Origin of the sequence: Streptomyces sp. NPDC005761 (genome assembly GCF_040630635.1) — a bacterium.
Taxonomy (GTDB): domain Bacteria; phylum Actinomycetota; class Actinomycetes; order Streptomycetales; family Streptomycetaceae; genus Streptomyces.
This window is the reverse complement of the sequence record NZ_JBEXXX010000072.1, coordinates 1-17,990: the sequence shown is the minus strand read 5'-3', so window position 1 is coordinate 17,990 and position 17,990 is coordinate 1. Positions and strand designations below refer to the sequence as shown.

The window sequence follows — 17,990 nt, the reverse complement described above, 5'->3', positions numbered from 1 at the left end:
ACCCCACGCTCCACCACCAGATGACGCGCGAACACCCGGCCCAACGTCCCCGTACCACCCGTCAACAACACCGTCCCCACAGAACCGAACTCCACGCCGACGGCCTCATCGGCCGACTGCGCCGCACGCATCAGGCGGCCCACATGCGCACGCCCCTCACGCACCACCACCTGTGACTCACCCACGGCCAGGGCCCGCGCCACCTCATCGGCCATGTCATCCGAGTCGCCGTCCAGCAGGACGATCCGTCCCGGGTTCTCCGACTGGGCCGAACGCACCAGACCCCACACCGCAGCACCCGCCACGTCCGCCGGCCCCTCACCCGGCAACCCGACAGCGCCCGCTGTCCGCACCACCAGCCGGGCATCAGCAAACCGCTCATCACCCAGCCACTCCTGCACCACCCCCAACACCTCACACACCGCGACCCGCACACCATCCGCAGAGCCGATTCCCACCCCACCAGCACGCACCGACTCGAACACCACCACATCCGGCACGTCGCCCGCCGCATCCACCGCATCAGCCCAACGCCCCACCGAGACGCCGTCGACAGCTCCCGCGTCCGGCAGTGCGACCTCCGGCCACTCCACCCCGAACAGCGAACCCGCCGCTCCCAGTTCCGCCATCGCGCGCCGCTCTCCACCCACCGAACGCAGCACGAGCGAGCCCACCGACGCCACCACTCCGCCACCGGCATCGGCCAGCACCACCGACACCCGGCCCTCACCCACCACCGACACACGGACCCGCACCACCGACGCACCCACCGCACCCAACGACACACCCGACCACGCGAACGGCAACGCCGCACCCTCACCCACCGCACCCGACAACGCCACCCCATGCAACGCCGCATCGAGGAGGGCCGGGTGGAGCCGGAAGTCGGTCGCGGGCGTGCCGGTGGGCAGGGCGGCCTCGGCGTAGATGTCCCCGCCGGCGTGCCAGGCCGCGCCCAGTCCGCGGAAGACGGGCCCGTACCGCAGGCCCTCCTCGGCCATGCCGTCGTAGAACCCGTCCAGATCAACCGGCTCCGCGCCGGCCGGCGGCCACTGTCCCGAGGCCCAGGCCGCCTCCTGGGGGTCGCTCGCCACCGGAGTCGGGGGCTCCGGCGCGAGGACGCCGGTCGCGTGCCGGGTCCACGGCTGCTCGCCGTCCTCCGTGCGGGCGTGCACGGTGACCGGGCGCCTCCCGTCGGAACCGGCCGTGCCGACCGTGACGCGTACCGCGACACCGCCGCGCTCGGGGATGACCAGAGGGGCTTCCAGGGTCAGTTCCTCGATGACCGGGCAGCCGGCCTGGTCACCGGCGTAACCGGCGAGTTCCACGTGTCCGGTGCCGGGGAAGAACACGGAGTCACCCACGCGGTGGTCGCCGAGCCACGGATGCGTGCCGAGGGACAGGCGGCCCGTCAGGCTGAGTGCGTCCGTGTCGGGAGCCGGGACCCGTGCACCGAGCAGCGGGTGGCCGGCCGGTTCGAGACCTGCGGTGAGCACGTCGCCGGCGCCGGTGGGGGCGGTGACCCAGTAGCGCTCACGCTGGAAGGCGTACGTCGGAAGCTCCACCCGGGTGGTGGGTGCGGCGGCCTGGAAGAGGCTCCAGTCGACGGGCGCGCCATGGACGTAGGCCTCGGCCAGCGACAGTGCGAAGCGTGCCGGGTCGCCACTGTGACGGCGCAGCGATCCGACGGCGGTGGCGCCTGCCGGTGTCGTGGCGATCGTCTCGCCCAGGGCGATGAAGAGACCCGGGTGGGGGCTGGCCTCCACGAAGAGGGTGAACCCGTCCTCGAGCATGGCCCGGGTGGTGTCCTCGAAGCGCACGGTGCGGCGCAGGTTCTCGTACCAGTAGCCGGCGTCGAGCGCTGTCGTGTCGAGCGCGCCGCCGGTCACCGTGGAGTAGAAGGTCGTGGTGGACGGGCGGGGGGTCACGTCGGCTATCTCGGCCAGGAGGCGGTCGCGGATCTCCTCGACGAACACCGAGTGGGAGGCGTAGTCCACGGGTATCCGGCGGGCCTGGACGCCCTGGGCCTCCAGGTGGGTGTGGAGCTCGTCGAGGGCTTCCTTCTCGCCGCAGACGACGGTGGACGCGGGGCTGTTGACCACGGCGATCTGGAGCCGGTCGCCCCAGCCGCGCATCACCGACTCGGCCTCGGCGGAGGGCAGCGCGACCGACATCATGCCGCCACGTCCGGCGAGGTCCTGGCGGATGATCCGGCTGCGGAGGGCGACGACACGGGCGCCGTCCTCAAGCGAGAGGGCGCCGGCGACGCAGGCGGCGGCGATCTCTCCCTGGGAGTGGCCCACGACGGCGGCGGGCTCCACGCCGCACGCGCGCCAGAGGCCGGCGAGGGAGACCATGACCGCCCACAGGACCGGCTGGACGACGTCGACCTCCTCGAAGGTGGGCGCTCCGGGGCGCTGGTGGACCACGTCGAGGAGGTCCCACTCCGTGAAGGGGGCGAGCGCGTCGGCGCACTCGCGCATGCGGTCGGCGAACACCGGTGAGGAGGCGAGGAGTTCGACGGCCATGCCGGTCCACTGGGATCCCTGGCCGGGGAAGACGAAGGCGACCTGGGCGGGGCCGCCGGCGGTGCCCCGGACCACGTGGGGCGCCTTGGCGCCGGCCGCGAGGGCGTCCAGGCCGGAGAGCAGGGGTGTGGGCTCGTCGCCGTCGGCGTCCGAGGGGGCCCGGGTGTCGAGGACGACGGCGCGGTGCTCGAACGCGGTGCGGGTGGCGATCAGGGCGTGGGCGAGGTCCTGGGGGCGGGCGGTGGCACCGGCTCCGTCCCGTACGAAGGAGGCCAGCCGGTCCGCCTGGGCGCGCAGACCCGCGGCGCTGCGTGCGGAGACGAGGAACGGTGTGACGGGCGCGGCGGGCGTGACGAAGGGGAGCGTGCGGTCGTCCGTGGCCGGCCGTCCCTCGGCCGGCTCCGTGCTCTTCCCGTCGGGTGCCTCGGCCGATTCCGGCTCCGGTGCCTCCTGGAGGATCATGTGGACGTTGGTGCCACTGAGTCCGAACGCCGAGACTCCTGCGGTGCGGGGGTGGTCCTGTCGTATCCAGGGCTCGGCCTCGGTGAGCAGGCTGACGTGGCCGGCGGTCCAGTCGACGTGGGTGGAGGGCTGCTCGATGTGCAGGGTTCTGGGCAGCAGTCCGTTGCGCAGGGCCATGACCATCTTGATGACACCGCCGACGCCCGCGGCTGCCTGGGCGTGGCCGATGTTGGCCTTGAACGAGCCGAGCTTCAGGGGGTGTTCGGCCGTGCGGTCCTGGCCGTACGTGGCGAGCAGGGCCTGCGCCTCGATCGGGTCGCCGAGCGTGGTCCCGGTGCCGTGGGCCTCGACGGCGTCGACGTGGGCGCCGGGTACGCGTGCGTTGGCGAGGGCCTGGCGGATGACGCGCTGCTGGGACGGGCCGCTGGGGGCGGTGAGGCCGTTGGAGGCCCCGTCGGAGTTGATGGCCGATCCGCGGATGACGGCGAGGACGGGGTGTCCGTTGCGGCGGGCGTCGGAGAGTCGCTCCAGCAGGACGATGCCCGCTCCCTCCGACCAGCCGGTGCCGTCGGCGCTGTCGGAGAACGCCTTGCACCGCCCGTCGGGTGCGAGGCCGCGCTGCTTGCTGAAGGCGACGAAGGGCGCGGCCGTCGACATGACCATGACTCCGCCGGCGAGGGCGAGGCTGCATTCGTCCTGGCGCAGGGCCTGGGCGGCGAGGTGGAGGGCGACAAGCGACGACGAGCAGGCGGTGTCGACGGTGAAGGAGGGGCCTTCGAGGCCGAGCGCGTAGGAGATGCGGCCCGAGATGACGGATGCGGCCCGTGAGGTGGCCATGTAGGCCTCGACTGCCTCCGGTACCCCTTCGGGGAAGTCGCCGTAGTCCTGGATACCGGATCCCATGTAGACGCCGACGCGGCCTCCGCGCAGGGCCTCCGGGTCGATGCCGGCTCGCTCGAAGGCCTCCCAGGCGACTTCGAGGCTGAGGCGCTGCTGCGGGTCGGTCGCCTCCGCCTCCATGGGGCTGATGCCGAAGAACCCGGCGTCGAAGTCGCCCGCGGCTTCGAGGAATCCGCCCTGGTGCACATAGCTGGTGCCGGGCTGGGAGGCGTCCTCGCCCATGAGCTGGTCCAGGTCCCAGCCGCGGTCGTCCGGCATGCCCGATACGGCGTCCCGGCCCTCTGCGACCAGTTGCCACAGTTCCTCGGGGGTGGTCACCCCGCCGGGGAAGCGGCAGCCCATGGCCACGATGGCGATGGGTTCCTGCGCGGCGGCCTCGGCGTCCTGCAGGCGGCGCCGGGTGCGGTGCAGGTCGGCGGTCACCTTTTTGAGGTAGTCGAGGATCTTCTCGTCGTTGGCCATGTCGGTCTCACCGGGTCCTTTGGGGTCAGATGACGGCAGCGTGCCCGTGTCAGGCGAGGCCGAGTTCCTGGTCGATGAAGGCGAGGACGTCGTCGGCGGAGGCCTCGTCGAGCGAGTCCCGCACGGCGGCCACCCCCGTTTCGCCGCTCTGGAGGGTGGTCAGCGTGTCGAGGAGGGTCTGCAGCCGTGAGGTGATGCGGCTGCTGCGGATCTCCTCGATGTCCAGCGCCCCGACCAGTTCCTCGAACCGGTCGACCTCCGCGAGGACCGGCACAGCGGTGTCGTCGCTGTCGGGGAAGAGCCGGGTGTGCAGGTGGTCGGCGAGTGCGGTGGGGGTCGCGTAGTCGAAGATCAGCGTCGCGGGCAGGGGGGTGCCCGTGGCGGCGGTCAGGGCCTGGCGGAGCTCCACGGCGGCGACGGAGTCGAAACCGAGGTCCTCGAAGGCGCGTTGCGGGTCGAGCTGGGAGGCCGCGTCGTAGCCGAGCAGGGTCGCGACGCGGGTGCGTACGAGGTCGAGCAGCGCACGCCCGCGCTCGGCGGCGGAGAGGCCGGCGAGCCGCTCCATCAGACCGTCCGCGTCCGAGGCGGCCGCGTCGGGCTCGGCGGAGAGGACCCGGCGTACGTCGTCGAGTGCGTCGAGCAGGGGGCGGGGGCGGGCGAGCGTGTAGGTGGGGGCGAAGCGGGACCAGTCGAACTCGGCGACGACGAGATGGCTCTCGTCGTGCTCCAGGGCCTGCTTCAGTGCGCCGATGGCGAGGTGGGGGTCCATCGCGGGGGCCCCGATGCGCTCCATCACGGCGGCGAGTTCGGCGTCGACCATGCCGCCTTGCCAGGAACTCCAGGCCACGGAGGTGGCGGTGAGTCCGCGGGAGCGTCGGCGGTGCGCGAGCGCGTCGAGGTGGGCGTTGGCGGCGGCGTAGGCGGCCTGTCCGGCGCTGCCCCAGACGGCTGCTCCGGAGGAGAAGAGCACGAAGGCGTCGAGGGGGCGGTCGCCGAGGAGGTCGTCGAGGTGCCGGGCCCCGGTGACCTTCGCGTGGCCGACGGCCGCGAACTCGTCGTCGGTCAGTTCGGTGAGCGGTGCCATCCGCTGCATGGCACCGGCTGCGTGCACCACGGTGGTCAGCGGCAGCTCCTCGGGTACGGCGTCGAGGACCCGGGCCAGCGCGGCGCGGTCGGTCACGTCGCAGGCGGCGAGTGTCACCCGGGTACCGGACGCCTCCAGTTCGGCAGCCAGTGCGCGGGCGCCTTCGGCAGCGTCGCCGTGGCGGCTGAGGAGCAGCAGGTGCGGGATGCCGTCGGCGGCGAGCATGCGGGCGACGTGGGCGCCGAGCCCGCCGGTGCCGCCGGTGATCAGCGCGGTGCCGTGCGACGGGCGGGCCCGGACCGGGGCGCGGTCGCCCAGAGGGGCGCGGACCAGGCGGCGGGCGAGGATGCCGTCGGCACGCAGGGCCACAGCGTCCTCGCCGGTTGTGCCCGAGAGCAGATCGCAGAGGTGGCGCAGGTCGGCCGCGCCCGGTTCGGCGGGGAGGTCGGCGATGCCGCCCCAGGTGTCGGGGTGGTCGAGGGCGAGGGCGCCGCCGAGGCCCCAGAACGGGCTCTGCTCCGGGGCGGTCAGTTCGGTGGAGCGGGAGGTGGCTACGGCCGACTGCGTGGCGCACCAGAGCCTGGGGGCGTCCGCGGTGTCGGCGAGGGCCTGCACGAGGGTGACGGTGGCCGTGAGGCCACGGGTGAGGTGGGGGTGTGCGGGTTCGGGGCGGTCGTCGAGGGCGAGCAGGGACAGGACGCCGGCGGCGGGTTGTGCGGCGAGCCGGGCGGCCAGGTCGGCCCGGGTCCGGTGGGGGGTCGTCTCGATGATGTGCGGGGAGGCGCCGCGTTCGATGAGTGCGGCCAGGATCGCGGTGACCGTGGGGGTGTCGGCCTGTCCTTCGGCGACGGCGACGAGCCAAGGGGCGTCGAGCGCGGTGGCGGAGGCGGCCGGTGCGGTGACGGGCTGCCAGACGACGCGGTAGCGGAGGTTGTCGAGGGCGGCCCTCTCCTGGTGGAGGCGGCGCCAGCGTGCCATGGCGGGCAGGACCTCGCCGAGTGCGCTCTCGGTGACGGCGAGCCGGTCGGCGAGGGCGGTGACGTCCTCCCGCTCGACGGCCTCCCAGAAGGCGGCGCCGGCCGGGTCTGCGGTCCGGTCGCCGGCGTCCTGGGCCTCGGGGCGCTCCAGCCAGTGGCTGCGGCGCTGGAAGGGATAGGTGGGGAGGGTGATGCGGTGGGCGCCCCGGCCCTCGTAGAAGGCGTTCCAGTCGACCGCGCTTCCGTGCGCGTGGGCGTGGGCCACGGCGGTGATCAGGGTGTGTTCCTCGTCGCGGGCGCGGCGCAGGACGGGGACGCACAGGGTGCCGTCGGCGGGTGGCAGGCAGTCGGCCGCCATGGGGGTGAGTGCCGCGTCCGGCCCGAGCTCGATGAGTACACGAGCCCCTTCTGCGTGCAGGGCGCGTACGCCGTCGTGGAAGCGGACCGCTTCGCGGACATGGCGGACCCAGTAGTCGGCCGAGGTCAGTTCGTCGGGTCCGGCGAGCCGGCCCGTCACGTGGGAGACGACGGGAAGCCGGGGCGCGTGGTACGTCATCCGGGCCGCGACCTCCCGGAAGGCGTCGAGCATGGGTTCCATGAGCGGCGAGTGGAAGGCGTGCGACACGCTCAGCCGCTTCGTGCGACGCCCCAGCCCGGCGAAGTGCTCCGCGACCGCGAGCGTCTCCTCCTCCACCCCCGACACCACCACCGCCGACGGACCGTTCACCGCCGCCAGCCCCACCCCGTCACCCAGCAACGGCAACACCTCCGCCTCCGAAGCAGCCACCGCGACCATCACCCCACCCGAGGGCAACTCCTGCATCAACCGCCCACGCGCCACCACCAGTTCAGCCGCGTCCGGCAGCGACAGCACACCCGCCACATGAGCCGCCGTGATCTCACCGATCGAATGGCCCGCCACCACATCAGGCCGCACGCCCCACGACTCCACCAGGCGGAACAACGCGGTCTCCACCGCGAACAACCCCGCCTGGGCGAACATCGTCCCGTTCAGCAGACCGGCGTCCTCACCCCACACCACCTCACGCAACGACCGACCCAACCGGGCATCCAACTCCCCCACCACCGCATCGAACGCTTCGGCGAAGACCGGGAACGCCTCATACAGCTCCCGGCCCATTCCCAGCCGTTGCGCACCCTGCCCCGTGAACAGGAACGCGGTCAGGCCCTCGGCGGAGGAAGAGCCCGCCGACGTCACCACATCCGCACTCTCCCGGCCAGCCACCAAGTCCGACAGCGCACGCACCGCCGCCTCACGATCCGCAGACACCACCACCGCACGGTGATCCAGCACCGCACGCGTCGTGGCCGCCGAGAAGCCGACATCCGTCAACGACTCCTCCGGATGCGCCTCCATGTGGGCAAGCAGGCGCCCCGCCTGCGCCGTGAGGGCGTCGGGGGTCTTGGCGGAGAGCGGCAGCGGGATCAGCGAGGACGTGACGGTGGGCGGGGCCGGTGAATCGGCCTCCTCGGCCGACGGCGCCTCCTCGATGATGACGTGGGCGTTGGTGCCGCTGAGCCCGAAGGCGGAGACGGCGGCGCGGCGCGGGCGGCCGCGGTCGGGCCAGGCGATGGCGTCGGTGAGCAGGGAGATGTTGCCCGTCGACCAGTCGACGTTCGGCGTCGGGCCGTCCACGTGCAGGGTGCGGGGAAGGACGCCGTGGCGCATGGCCTGCACCATCTTGATGATTCCGCCGACACCGGCCGCCGCCTGGGCGTGCCCGATGTTCGACTTGATCGAGCCGAGCCACAGCGGCTGGTCGGCGGGGCGGTCCTGGCCGTACGTGGCGAGCAGCGCCTGCGCCTCGATCGGGTCCCCGAGCGTGGTGCCGGTGCCGTGCGCCTCGACCGCGTCGACCTGGTCGGCGGTGAGCTGCGCCGCTGCGAGGGCCTGGTGGATGAGTCGTTGCTGTGCCGGGCCGTTGGGCGCGGTGAGGCCGTTGCTGGCCCCGTCGGAGTTGACGGCGCTGCCCCGGACCACGGCGAGTACGCGGTGCCCGTTGCGCCGGGCGTCACTGAGCCGTTCGACGACGAGCATGCCGACGCCTTCGCCCCAGCCCGTGCCATCGGCGGCTGCCGCGAAGGATTTGCAGCGGCCGTCGGGAGCGAGGCCGCGCTCCTGGCTGAAGCCCACGAAGGAGGTGGGGGTGGCCATCACCGTGACGCCGCCGGCCAGGGCCAGGTCGCACTCGCCCGTGCGCAGCGACTTGACCGCCCAGTCGAGGGCGACGAGAGAGGAGGAGCAGGCGGTGTCGACGGTGACGGCCGGGCCCTGGAGCCCGAGCGTGTAGGAGACGCGTCCGGAGGCGACGCTGGCCAGGCCGCCGGTGCCGCCGTCGGTGGCGTAGTCGTGGTAGACGACGCCGGCGAACACGCCGGTGAGGGAGCCCTTGAGGGAGTGCGGGTCCACTCCGGCGTGCTCCAGTGCCTCCCATGACGTCTCCAGCAGCAGGCGCTGCTGGGGGTCGGTCTCGCGGGCGTCCTTGGGGCTCATCCTGAAGAAGTCGGCGTCGAACCGGTCGGCCTCGTGGAGGAAGCCGCCTTCTCGGGCGTACGTGCGTCCGGGCGTGGCGGGTTCCGGGTCGTACAGCCCTTCCACGTCCCAGCCCCGGTTGACCGGAAAGGCCGTGATGCCGTCCCGGCCCTCGGCCACGAGTTCCCACAGCTGGTCGGGGGAGGTCACGCCGCCGGGGTAGCGGCAGCTCATGCCGACGATCGCCATCGGCTCGTGTTCCCTGGCCTCGGCTTCGCGCAGACGGCGCTTCACCTGCCGCAGGTCGGCCGTGGCCCGCTGGAGGTAGTCGCGAAGCTTGTCCTGGGTTGCCATCTGTACCTCAACCAATCTCGGTGCGGGTGTCAGCCGTGCCGGGCGTGACCGGCGGGTTGCGCGAACGGGCGGTGCGTTTCGGTGGCGGGTCCGGGCGGGGCTGCGCCCGGGCCGAACGCCTTGTCGGGGGTGGCACTAGAGGAGACCGATCTCCTGGTCCAGCACGTCGAACAGTTCGTCGTCGGTGACCGAGTCGAGTGCGTCGTCGTCCTCGTGCCGGGTACGGCCGGTGTCGTCGCCGTGGGTGTCCTGCCAGCGGCGCAGCAGCGCCTCGAGGCGGGAGGTGATCCGCGGGCGGGCTCCGGGTCCGGGGCGTGCGGCGGTGAGGCTCGCGTCGAGTTGGTCGAGCATGTGCCACAGGGTTTCGGAGGCGTCCTGTTCCTCGGATCCGTCGGTGATCAGTCCGGTGAGGTGCGCCGCGACGGCGCGGGAGTCCGGGTGGTCGAAGACGAGGCTGGCGGGGAGGCTGAGGCCGGTGGCGCTGCCTAGCCTGCGGCGGAGTTCGACGGCGGCCAGCGAGTCGAAGCCGAGGTCCTGGAAGGCGCGGTCGGCGCCGACCGCCTCCGGGGTGGGGTGGCCGAGCAGGGTGGCGACGTGTGAGCGGACCAGGTCCAGCAGGATGCGGCCGCGTTCGTCCTCGCCCCGCCCGGCCAGGCGCCGGCGCAGGTCGGCTGCTGCGGAGAGGCCGGTGCCCGGGCGGGCTGCGGGGCGGCCGGTGCGGGCCAGTGTGCCGAGTACGGGAGGAAGGTGGTCTGCGAGGGTGCGCAGGGCGCCCTGGTCGGGGTGGAGGGCGAACAGGGCGGCGTCACGGGTGCGCAGCGCGTCGTCGAGGAGCACCGTGATGCGCTCGGCGGTCAGCGGCAGGAGCCCGGTGCCGGCCTCGCCCGCGGCGCCGGTGGCGAGGGCCGTCGCGGGGAGGCCGAGGGTGTGCCGGTGCCGGGCGAGGGCGTCCAGGAAGGTGTGCGCGGCGGCGTGGTGGGCTTCTCCGGCACCGTGGACGAGGCCGTGGGTCGAGGTGAGCAGGACGAAGGCCGACAGGGCGAGGCCGTCGGTGAGTTCGTGGAGGTTCCAGGCGGCGTCGGCGTGGTGGCGCAGTGCCGCGTCGAGGAGCTGCGGGGTGCGGTCACCGATCGGTGCGTCCTCCCCGGCCGGGCCCGAGTGGACGACGGCGGTGAGCGGGGGGCCGTCGGGAAGTCCGGCCAGCAGGGCGGCGAGCGCCTCGCGGTCGGCGGGGTCGCAGTCGCTGACGACCAGTTCGGCGTCGGTCCCGTCCGTGAGCGCGTCCGTCGCTCCGGGAACGTGGACCCCGCCGGTCACGACGACGCGGGTGGCGCCGTGTGCGGTGACGAGGTGGCGGACCAGTGCGGCGCCCGTCGTGGAGAGGCCGCCGCTGACGAGTACTGTGCCTCCGGCCGCCGGGGTGGTCGTGGCGGTGGCCGGTTCGGCCGGGAGCAGCTTCGGTACGAGTACGGTGCCGCCCCGGACCGCGAGTTCGCCGGCGCCGGTGGCGAGCGCGTCCGGCAGCGCGGTCGCCGAGGCGTCCAGCCCGTCCACGTCCGCGAGGACGAAGCGTCCCGGGTGCTCGCTCTGGGCCGCCCGGACGAGACCCCACACGGCCGCGTGCCGTACGTCCGGTGCCTCGTCCCCTGTCGCGACGGCGTGCCGGGTGACGACGACCAGCCTGGTCGTACCCAGGTCCTGCGCGTGGCGGAGGAACTCCCGTAGGTGGGTCAGGACCTCGGCGCCGTGTGTGCGGACGGCATCCGGTACGTCGCCGGTGGGGGCGGGCAGGGGCAGCAGGACGAAGTCGGGGGCGCCCCCGTCCTGGGGGTCACGCGGGTCGAAGGCCGGGAAGGGAAGGCCAGTACGCGGGTCGTCGAGGGGTCCGGCGGCGGCGAGGACGGCGGTCCTGGCTCCGAGGTCGGCGATGTCGACGGGGGCGGGCGCCCACTCCAGCCGGTACAGCGCTCCCATCGGGGCGCCGGTGGTCAGTTCGGCCGGGGCCACCGGCTTCCAGGCGACGTCCGCGACGGTCAGCACGGGCCGCCCCTGGCCGTCCGCGATGTCGAACGAGGCGCGGTCCGGTCCGGCCGGACGGACGCGTATCCGCAGTGCGGTGGCGCCGGTGCGGTGCACCTGTACGCCGGTCCACGCAGCGGGGGCCAGCGGCGCGCCGGCGTCCGGGTCCGCGCCGTCGGGCAGGGCACCGAAGCGGGCCAGCTGGACGGCCGCGTCGAGCAGGGCCGGGTGCAGCGCGCACTGTTCGCCGGCCGTCTCCTCGTCGAGTACGGCGTCGGCGAAGAGTTCGTCCCCGCGCTGCCAGGCGGAGCCGATGGTGCGGAAGGCCGGTCCGTGTCCGTGTCCGGCGGCGAACAACCGGTCGTAGAGGGTGTCCGGGCCCACCGGGGCGGCGCCGGGTGGTGGCCAGGCGGCCGGCTGCCCGGCCGGGTCGCCGGCGGGTGGGGCGAGGACGCCCCGGGCGTGCCGGATCCAGGCCGCGTCCTCGTCGCCCGACCGCGCCCCCTGCGTCCTGGAGTGGATGTCGACCGTACGGCGGCCGTCGTCCTCGGGCGCTCCGACGGTGACCCGGAGCTCGGCGCCGGGCCCGGCCGTCAGCGGCAGCTGAGCGGTGAGCGTCAGCTCGTCCAGGCGGGGGCAGCCCGTCTCCGTTCCGGCGCTCAGGGCGAGGTCGGCGAACGCGGCGGCGGGCAGGACCGGGGTCCCGAGCAGGTCGTGGTCGTCGAGCCAGGGCAGTTCGATGCGGTTCAGCCGTCCGGTCAGGAGGGCGCCCCCGTCGGGGAGCGCCACGACCGCGCCGAGCAGCGGGTGTTCCGTCGTGCCGAGTCCGGCGGCGGTGAGGTCGGCCCCGGCCCGTGCGGGCAGTGCCCAGAACGGCTCGCGGCGGAACGCGTACGTCGGCAGGTCGACACGGCTCGCCCCGCTTCCGGCGAAGAACTCCGCCCAGTCGACCGGGACATGGCGTACGTGGGCGAGCGCGAGGGTTCCGACGAGTTCCGCCGCCTCGTCGCGGTCGCGGCGGGACAGCGGCAGGAAGACGGCGGTGGTCGTCTCGGGCAGGCAGGCGGGGCCGAGGGCGGACAGCGCCGCGTCCGGACCGATCTCCAGGTACGTGGTGACACCCGCCTCGTCGAGGGTGCGCACCGCGTCGGCGAACCGTACGGCTTCCCGTACGTGACTGACCCAGTGGGCGGGGTCGGCGAGGTCGGCGGCCGTCACGACGCGTCCGGTCAGAGTGGAGACGAGCGGCACGGACGGCTCGGACACCGTGATCCCGGCGGCAGCGCGCGCGAAGTCGGCCAGCATGGGTTCCATCAGCGGCGAGTGGAAGGCGTGCGACACCCGTAGCGGCTTGGCCGAGCGGCCGAGGGCCGCGAAGTGGTCCGCCACGGCCCGCACGGCGGTGGCGGTGCCCGACACGACGACGGACTCGGGGCCGTTGACGGCGGCGACGGCGACGTCCCCGGTGAGGAGGGGTGTCACCTCGTCCTCGCTCGCCCGCAGCGCGACCATGGCCCCGCCCTCCGGCAGCGCCTGCATCAGCAGGCCGCGGGCGGCGACCAGGCGTGCGGCGTCCGGCAGCGGAAGTGCCCCGCTGACGTGGGCGGCGACCAGTTCGCCGATGGAGTGCCCGGCAAGGAAGTCGGGGCGCACGCCCCAGGACTCCAGGAGCCGGAACTGGGCCACCTCGTAGGCGAACAGTGCGGCCTGCGTGTACCCGGTGCGGTTCAGGGCGGCCTCGTCCTCGCGGACGACGGCGGCCAGCGGCCGGTCGAGGTGGACGTCGAGCGCGGCGACGGCCTCGTCGAAGGCCCGGGCGAAGACGGGGTGGGTGCGGTGGAGCCGCTCGCCCATGCCGAGGCGCTGGGACCCCTGGCCGGAGAAGAGGAAGGCGGTCGCTCCGCCGCCGGTGCGCCCCGTGTCCTGCGCGGCCACGAGCGAGGCGGTGGTACCGCCGTCCGCGAGCACCGCAAGGTCGCGCACGGCCTGGGCCCGGTCGGTGACCAGGAGGGCGGCGCGCTGTTCCAGGGAGGTGCGGGTCGTGGCCAGGGAGTGGGCCACGTCCAGTGCGGTCGCGCCGGGCCGGGACTCCAGGTGGTCCAGCAGCCGGCCGGCCTGGCGGGCCACGCCCCCGGGGTCGCGGGCCGACAGGAGCCACGGCACGGGGGCGCTCTGCTCAGCGGCGTCGGGGGCTGCCTGTTCTGCCGCGGCCTCCGGCGCCGGCGCCTCGATGATCACGTGGGCGTTGGTGCCGCTGATGCCGAACGACGAGATGCCGGCGCGGCGCGGACGGTCCAGTGCGGGCCAGGGACGCGCCGCTGTCAGCAGGGTCACGTCCCCCGCCTCCCAGTCGACCTGGGACGAGGGCTCCTCCAGGTGGAGGGAGCTCGGGAGGACTCCGTGCCGCATCGCTTCGACCATCTTGATCACTCCGGCGATGCCGGCGGCAGCCTGGGCGTGCCCGATGTTCGACTTGATCGAGCCCAGGTACAGCGGCCGGCCGGAAGGGCGGTCCTGGCCGTACGTGGCGAGCAGGGCCTGCGCCTCGATCGGGTCGCCCAGGGTGGTGCCGGTGCCGTGGGCCTCGACGGCGTCGACGTCGGACGTCCCGAGCCCGGCGTTCGCGAGTGCCTGCCGGATGACGCGTTGCTGGGAAGGGCCGTTGGGGGCCATGAGCCCGTTGCTGGCCCCGTCCTGGTTAACGGCGCTGCCACGCAGGACGGCCAGGACCGGATGCCCGTTCCGGCGGGCGTCGGAGAGCCGCTCGATCACGAGCATGCCCGCGCCCTCGGACCAGGCGGCGCCGTCGGCGGCCGAGGAGAACGAGCGGCACCGGCCGTCGCGGGACAGGCCGCGCTGCCGGGCGAACTCGATGAACGTCTCGGGGGTCGACATGACGGTCACACCGCCGACGAGCGCGAGCCCGCATTCGCCCGACCGCACGGCCTGTGCGGCCAGGTGCAGTGCGACCAGGGACGAGGAGCACGCGGTGTCGACGGCGAGCGAGGGCCCTTCGAGACCGAAGGTGTACGAGACACGGCCGGGGCCGAGCGAACCGGCCGCGCTGTTGCCCGCGTAGTCGTGGTACATCGTGCCGGTGAAGACGCCGGTCGCGGTGCCCTTGAGCGAGAGCGGATCGATCGTCGCCCGCTCCATCGCCTCCCACGCCACCTCCAGCATCAGCCGGTGCTGGGGGTCGCTCGTCAGCGCGTCGTTCGGGCTGATGCCGAAGAAGCCGGGGTCGAAGTCGGCGGCGTCATGGAGGAATCCGCCATGGCGCACGTAGCAGGTGCCGGGCCGGGTGGACTCGGGGTCGTAGAGCCTTTCCAGGTCCCAGCCACGGTCGCGGGGGAACTCGGTGATGGCATCGACACCGTCGTCGACGAGCCGCCACAGGTCCTCGGGCGAGCGCACTCCGCCGGGGTAGCGGCAGGCCATGGAGACGATGACCACGGGGTCGTCGTCCGCGGTCCGTGCGGCGACGGCGGTGGGGGCCGCGGCAGTGGTGTCGCCCGCGAGCAGGGTGTCCAGGTGCCCGGCGACGGCGCGGGCGCTGGGGTGGTCGAAGACCAGGGTGGCGGGCAGCCTCAGCCCGGTCGCGGAGGCGAGCTGGTTGCGCAGTTCCATCGCGGTGAGGGAGTCGAACCCGATCTCGGTGAAGGCCCGGTCGGGTGCCACGTCGGCCGCCGACCCGTGACCGAGTACGGACGCCACCCGTTCCCGTACGAGGTCGAGCAGCGCCCGCAGCCGCTCCTTGGGCGCCTGCGCGGCCAGGCCGGACCGGGGCTGCCGGGCGGGGAGTGCGGACGAGGCGCGCACCTTGCGGCGTACCAGTCCGGACAGGATCGGTGCCGGCGGCTCCGCCGCGCGCAGGGTCCTGAGGTCGAGGCGGACCGGGAGGAGCAGCGCCTCGTCGGACCGCCCGGCCTCGTCCAGCAGGGCCAGCGCGTGAGCCGGCCGGAGGGGCTCCACACCGGACCGGCTCATCCGTCGCAGGTCGGTGTCGTCCAGCCCGCTCGCCATCCCGTCACCGTCGGCCCACAGGCCCCACGCCAGGGACTGTCCCGGCAGGCCGAGGCCCTGCCGCAGGGCGGCGAGGGCATCCAGGAAGGCGTTGCCGGCGGCGTAGTTGGCCTGCCCCGGGTTGCCGAGGACGCCCGCGACGGACGAGAACAGGACGAAGGCGGACAGGTCCAGCCGAGCCGTGAGCTCGTGCAGGTTCCACGCCGCGTCGATCTTCGGCTTCAGTACGCGGGCCAGCCGACCGGCGGTGAGTGAACCGAGGGTGGCATCGTCCAGCACACCGGCGCAGTGGACCACCGCTGTCGGCGGGAACGTGGCCAGCAGGACGCGCACGGCCTCCCGGTCGGCGAGGTCGCACGCCGTGACGGTCACCTCGGCGCCCAGCCGCGTCAGTTCGGCGCGCAGCGCGGCGGCTCCCGGTGCCTCGAGTCCCCGGCGGCCGGTGAGGACGAGACGCCGGACGCCGTGCGCGGTGACGAGGTGACGGGCGACGAGGGCCCCGAGGGTGCCCGTACCACCGGTGACCAGCACGGTCGCTCCGTCACCGCCGAACGGGGCGCGGTCAGCCGTGTCCGGCGCCGACGGGGCCCGGACCAGGCGGGGTACCCACATGCCGCTTTCCCGGACCGCCGACTCGGGTTCACCGGAGGCGGCCAGGGCGGCGACGTCCGGAGAACCGACCACGTCGGTGTCGGTGAGCAGGATCCGTCCGGGGTTCTCCGTCTGAGCAGACCTCACGAGACCGGCGACGGCGGCGGCCGCAGGATGATCGAGGGTCTCTCCCGGCAGGGCGACCGCCCCTCGGGTGACTACCAGCAGCCTGTTCGACGTGAACCGCTCGTCGCTCAGCCACTCCTTCACGACTCCGAGGGCGCGGGCGGTCAGTTCGTGGGCGCCGGACACCATGTCGCCGACGAGCGGCGGACACTCCCAGACGAGGACCGCGGTCTCGGGCACGGAGGCGTCGTTCCGGTCGTCCCACCGTACGGCGACGGCCTCGGGGGCCACAGGTGCGGAAGCGGGCGTGATGGGCGTCCACCGCACGGAGTACAGGGAACCGTGCTGAGCGGCGGCGGCCTTGTCCGCGAGCGCCACCGGCCGGGTGACGAGGGCGCCCACGGAGAACACGGGGCGTCCCTCCGTGTCCGCACCGTCCACGGTGATGCCGTCGACACCAGCCGGGGCGATCCGCACCCGGAGCCGGGCGGCGCCCACGGCATGGAGACGAACACCCTTCCAGGCGAAGGGAAGCCGCGCCGTTTCCTCGTTCCCGGGCTTCGCGTCGGAGTCGTCGACGAGCGAGGCGTGCAGCGCGGCGTCGAGCAGGGCGGGGTGCAGGCCGTAGTGCTCGGCGTCCGCAGCTGCCTCCTCAGGCAGAGCCACCTCGGCGAAGATCTCGTCGTCGCGGCGCCATGCCGTCTCGAGCCCCTGGAACACAGGTCCGTAGGCGTAACCCTGACCGGCCAACTGCTCATAGGCGTCGCCCAGTTCCAGTGTGCGGGCCCCCTCCGGGGGCCAGAGGGCCGCGTCGAAGGCGGGTGTCGCCGCGTCCGGGAGCAGCACTCCGTCGGCGTGCAGGGTCCACGGGGCGTCGCCCGCTTCGTCGTCCTCGTCCCGCGCATGCACGGTGACGCTCCGGGCGCCGGTGCCGTCGTCGGCCCCGACCAGGACCCGGATCTGCACGCCGCCGCGGGGCGGCAGCACCAGGGGCGCCTGGAGGGTCAGCTCCTCGAGCACGTCGCATCCGACCTGTGCGCCGGCGCGGAGCGCCAGTTCCACCAGGCCCGCCCCGGGAAACAGGATGGACGTGCCCATGCGGTGGTCGGCGAGCCACGGCTGGCTGTCGAGGGACAGCCGGCCCGTCAGTACGGGCCCTTCCTCCCCGGGGAGGGTGACGGCAGCGCCGAGCAGGGGGTGGCCGGGCTCGTCCAGACCCAACGAGCCCGGGTCGAGCGCGCCCTGTTCCGCTTCCATCCAGTACCGCTCGCGCTGGAACGCGTACGTCGGCAGATCGACGCGGCGGGCACCCGAACCTTCGAAGAAGCCGGCCCAGTCCACCGAGGTGCCAGTGACGTGGAGCTGCCCCAGCGCCATGACGGCCGACGCCACCTCCGGGCGGCCCTTGCGCACCAGCGGAACGAAGACCGCGGCCTCCGACTCCACGGACTGCTGCGCCATCCCACTCAGCACACCATCCGGACCCACCTCGACGAACGACGTCACCCCACGCGACGCAACGAACGACACCGCATCCGCGAACCGCACCGCCTCACGCACATGCCGCACCCAATACCCGGCCGAACCCCAGTCCGACGCCAGATCCCCCGACACACCCGACACCACAGGAACCAAGGGCTCGCCGAACGACAGCCCGGCCACCGCCGCTCCGAACTCCGCCAACATCGGCTCCATCAACGGCGAATGGAAGGCATGCGACACCCGCAGCGTGCTCGTCCTACGGCCCTGACCGGCGAACTTCCCCACCAGATCAGCAACCGCCCCCTCCGCACCCGAAACGACGACAGATCGCGGCCCGTTGACCGCCGCGATCCCCACCTCACCATTCAGCAACGGAAGAACCTCGGCCTCCGCCGCCTCCACCGCCACCATCGACCCACCAGCCGGCAACGCCTGCATCAACCGGCCACGAGCCACCACCAACTCAGCCGCATCCGCGAGAGACAACA

Annotated in this window: 3 protein-coding genes; all 3 read right to left on the bottom strand. The window is 73.6% G+C overall.

The genetic code is table 11. The features are described from left to right. On the bottom strand, window positions 1–4,352 hold a 4,352-nt coding region (locus ABZ434_RS34900; RefSeq protein ID WP_359145721.1), incomplete at its 3' end, for a beta-ketoacyl synthase N-terminal-like domain-containing protein. A gap of 49 nt (window positions 4,353–4,401) precedes the next feature. Continuing rightward, a complete protein-coding gene (locus ABZ434_RS34895) occupies window positions 4,402–9,261 on the bottom strand; it encodes a type I polyketide synthase (RefSeq protein ID WP_359145718.1) in 4,860 nt (1,619 codons plus the stop codon). Between the two features lie 135 nt (window positions 9,262–9,396). Then, window positions 9,397–17,988 carry an SDR family NAD(P)-dependent oxidoreductase gene (locus tag ABZ434_RS34890; protein ID WP_359145715.1) on the bottom strand — a complete coding sequence of 2,864 codons (8,592 nt, stop codon included), beginning with the start codon at window positions 17,986–17,988 and terminating at the stop codon, window positions 9,397–9,399. Window positions 17,989–17,990 lie beyond the last annotated feature (2 nt).

Excerpts from the sequence above, each read along its gene's own strand:
- ABZ434_RS34895 (WP_359145718.1), bottom strand. The coding sequence starts at position 9,261 with ATGGCAACCCAGGACAAGCTTCGCGACTACCTCCAGCGGGCCACGGCC.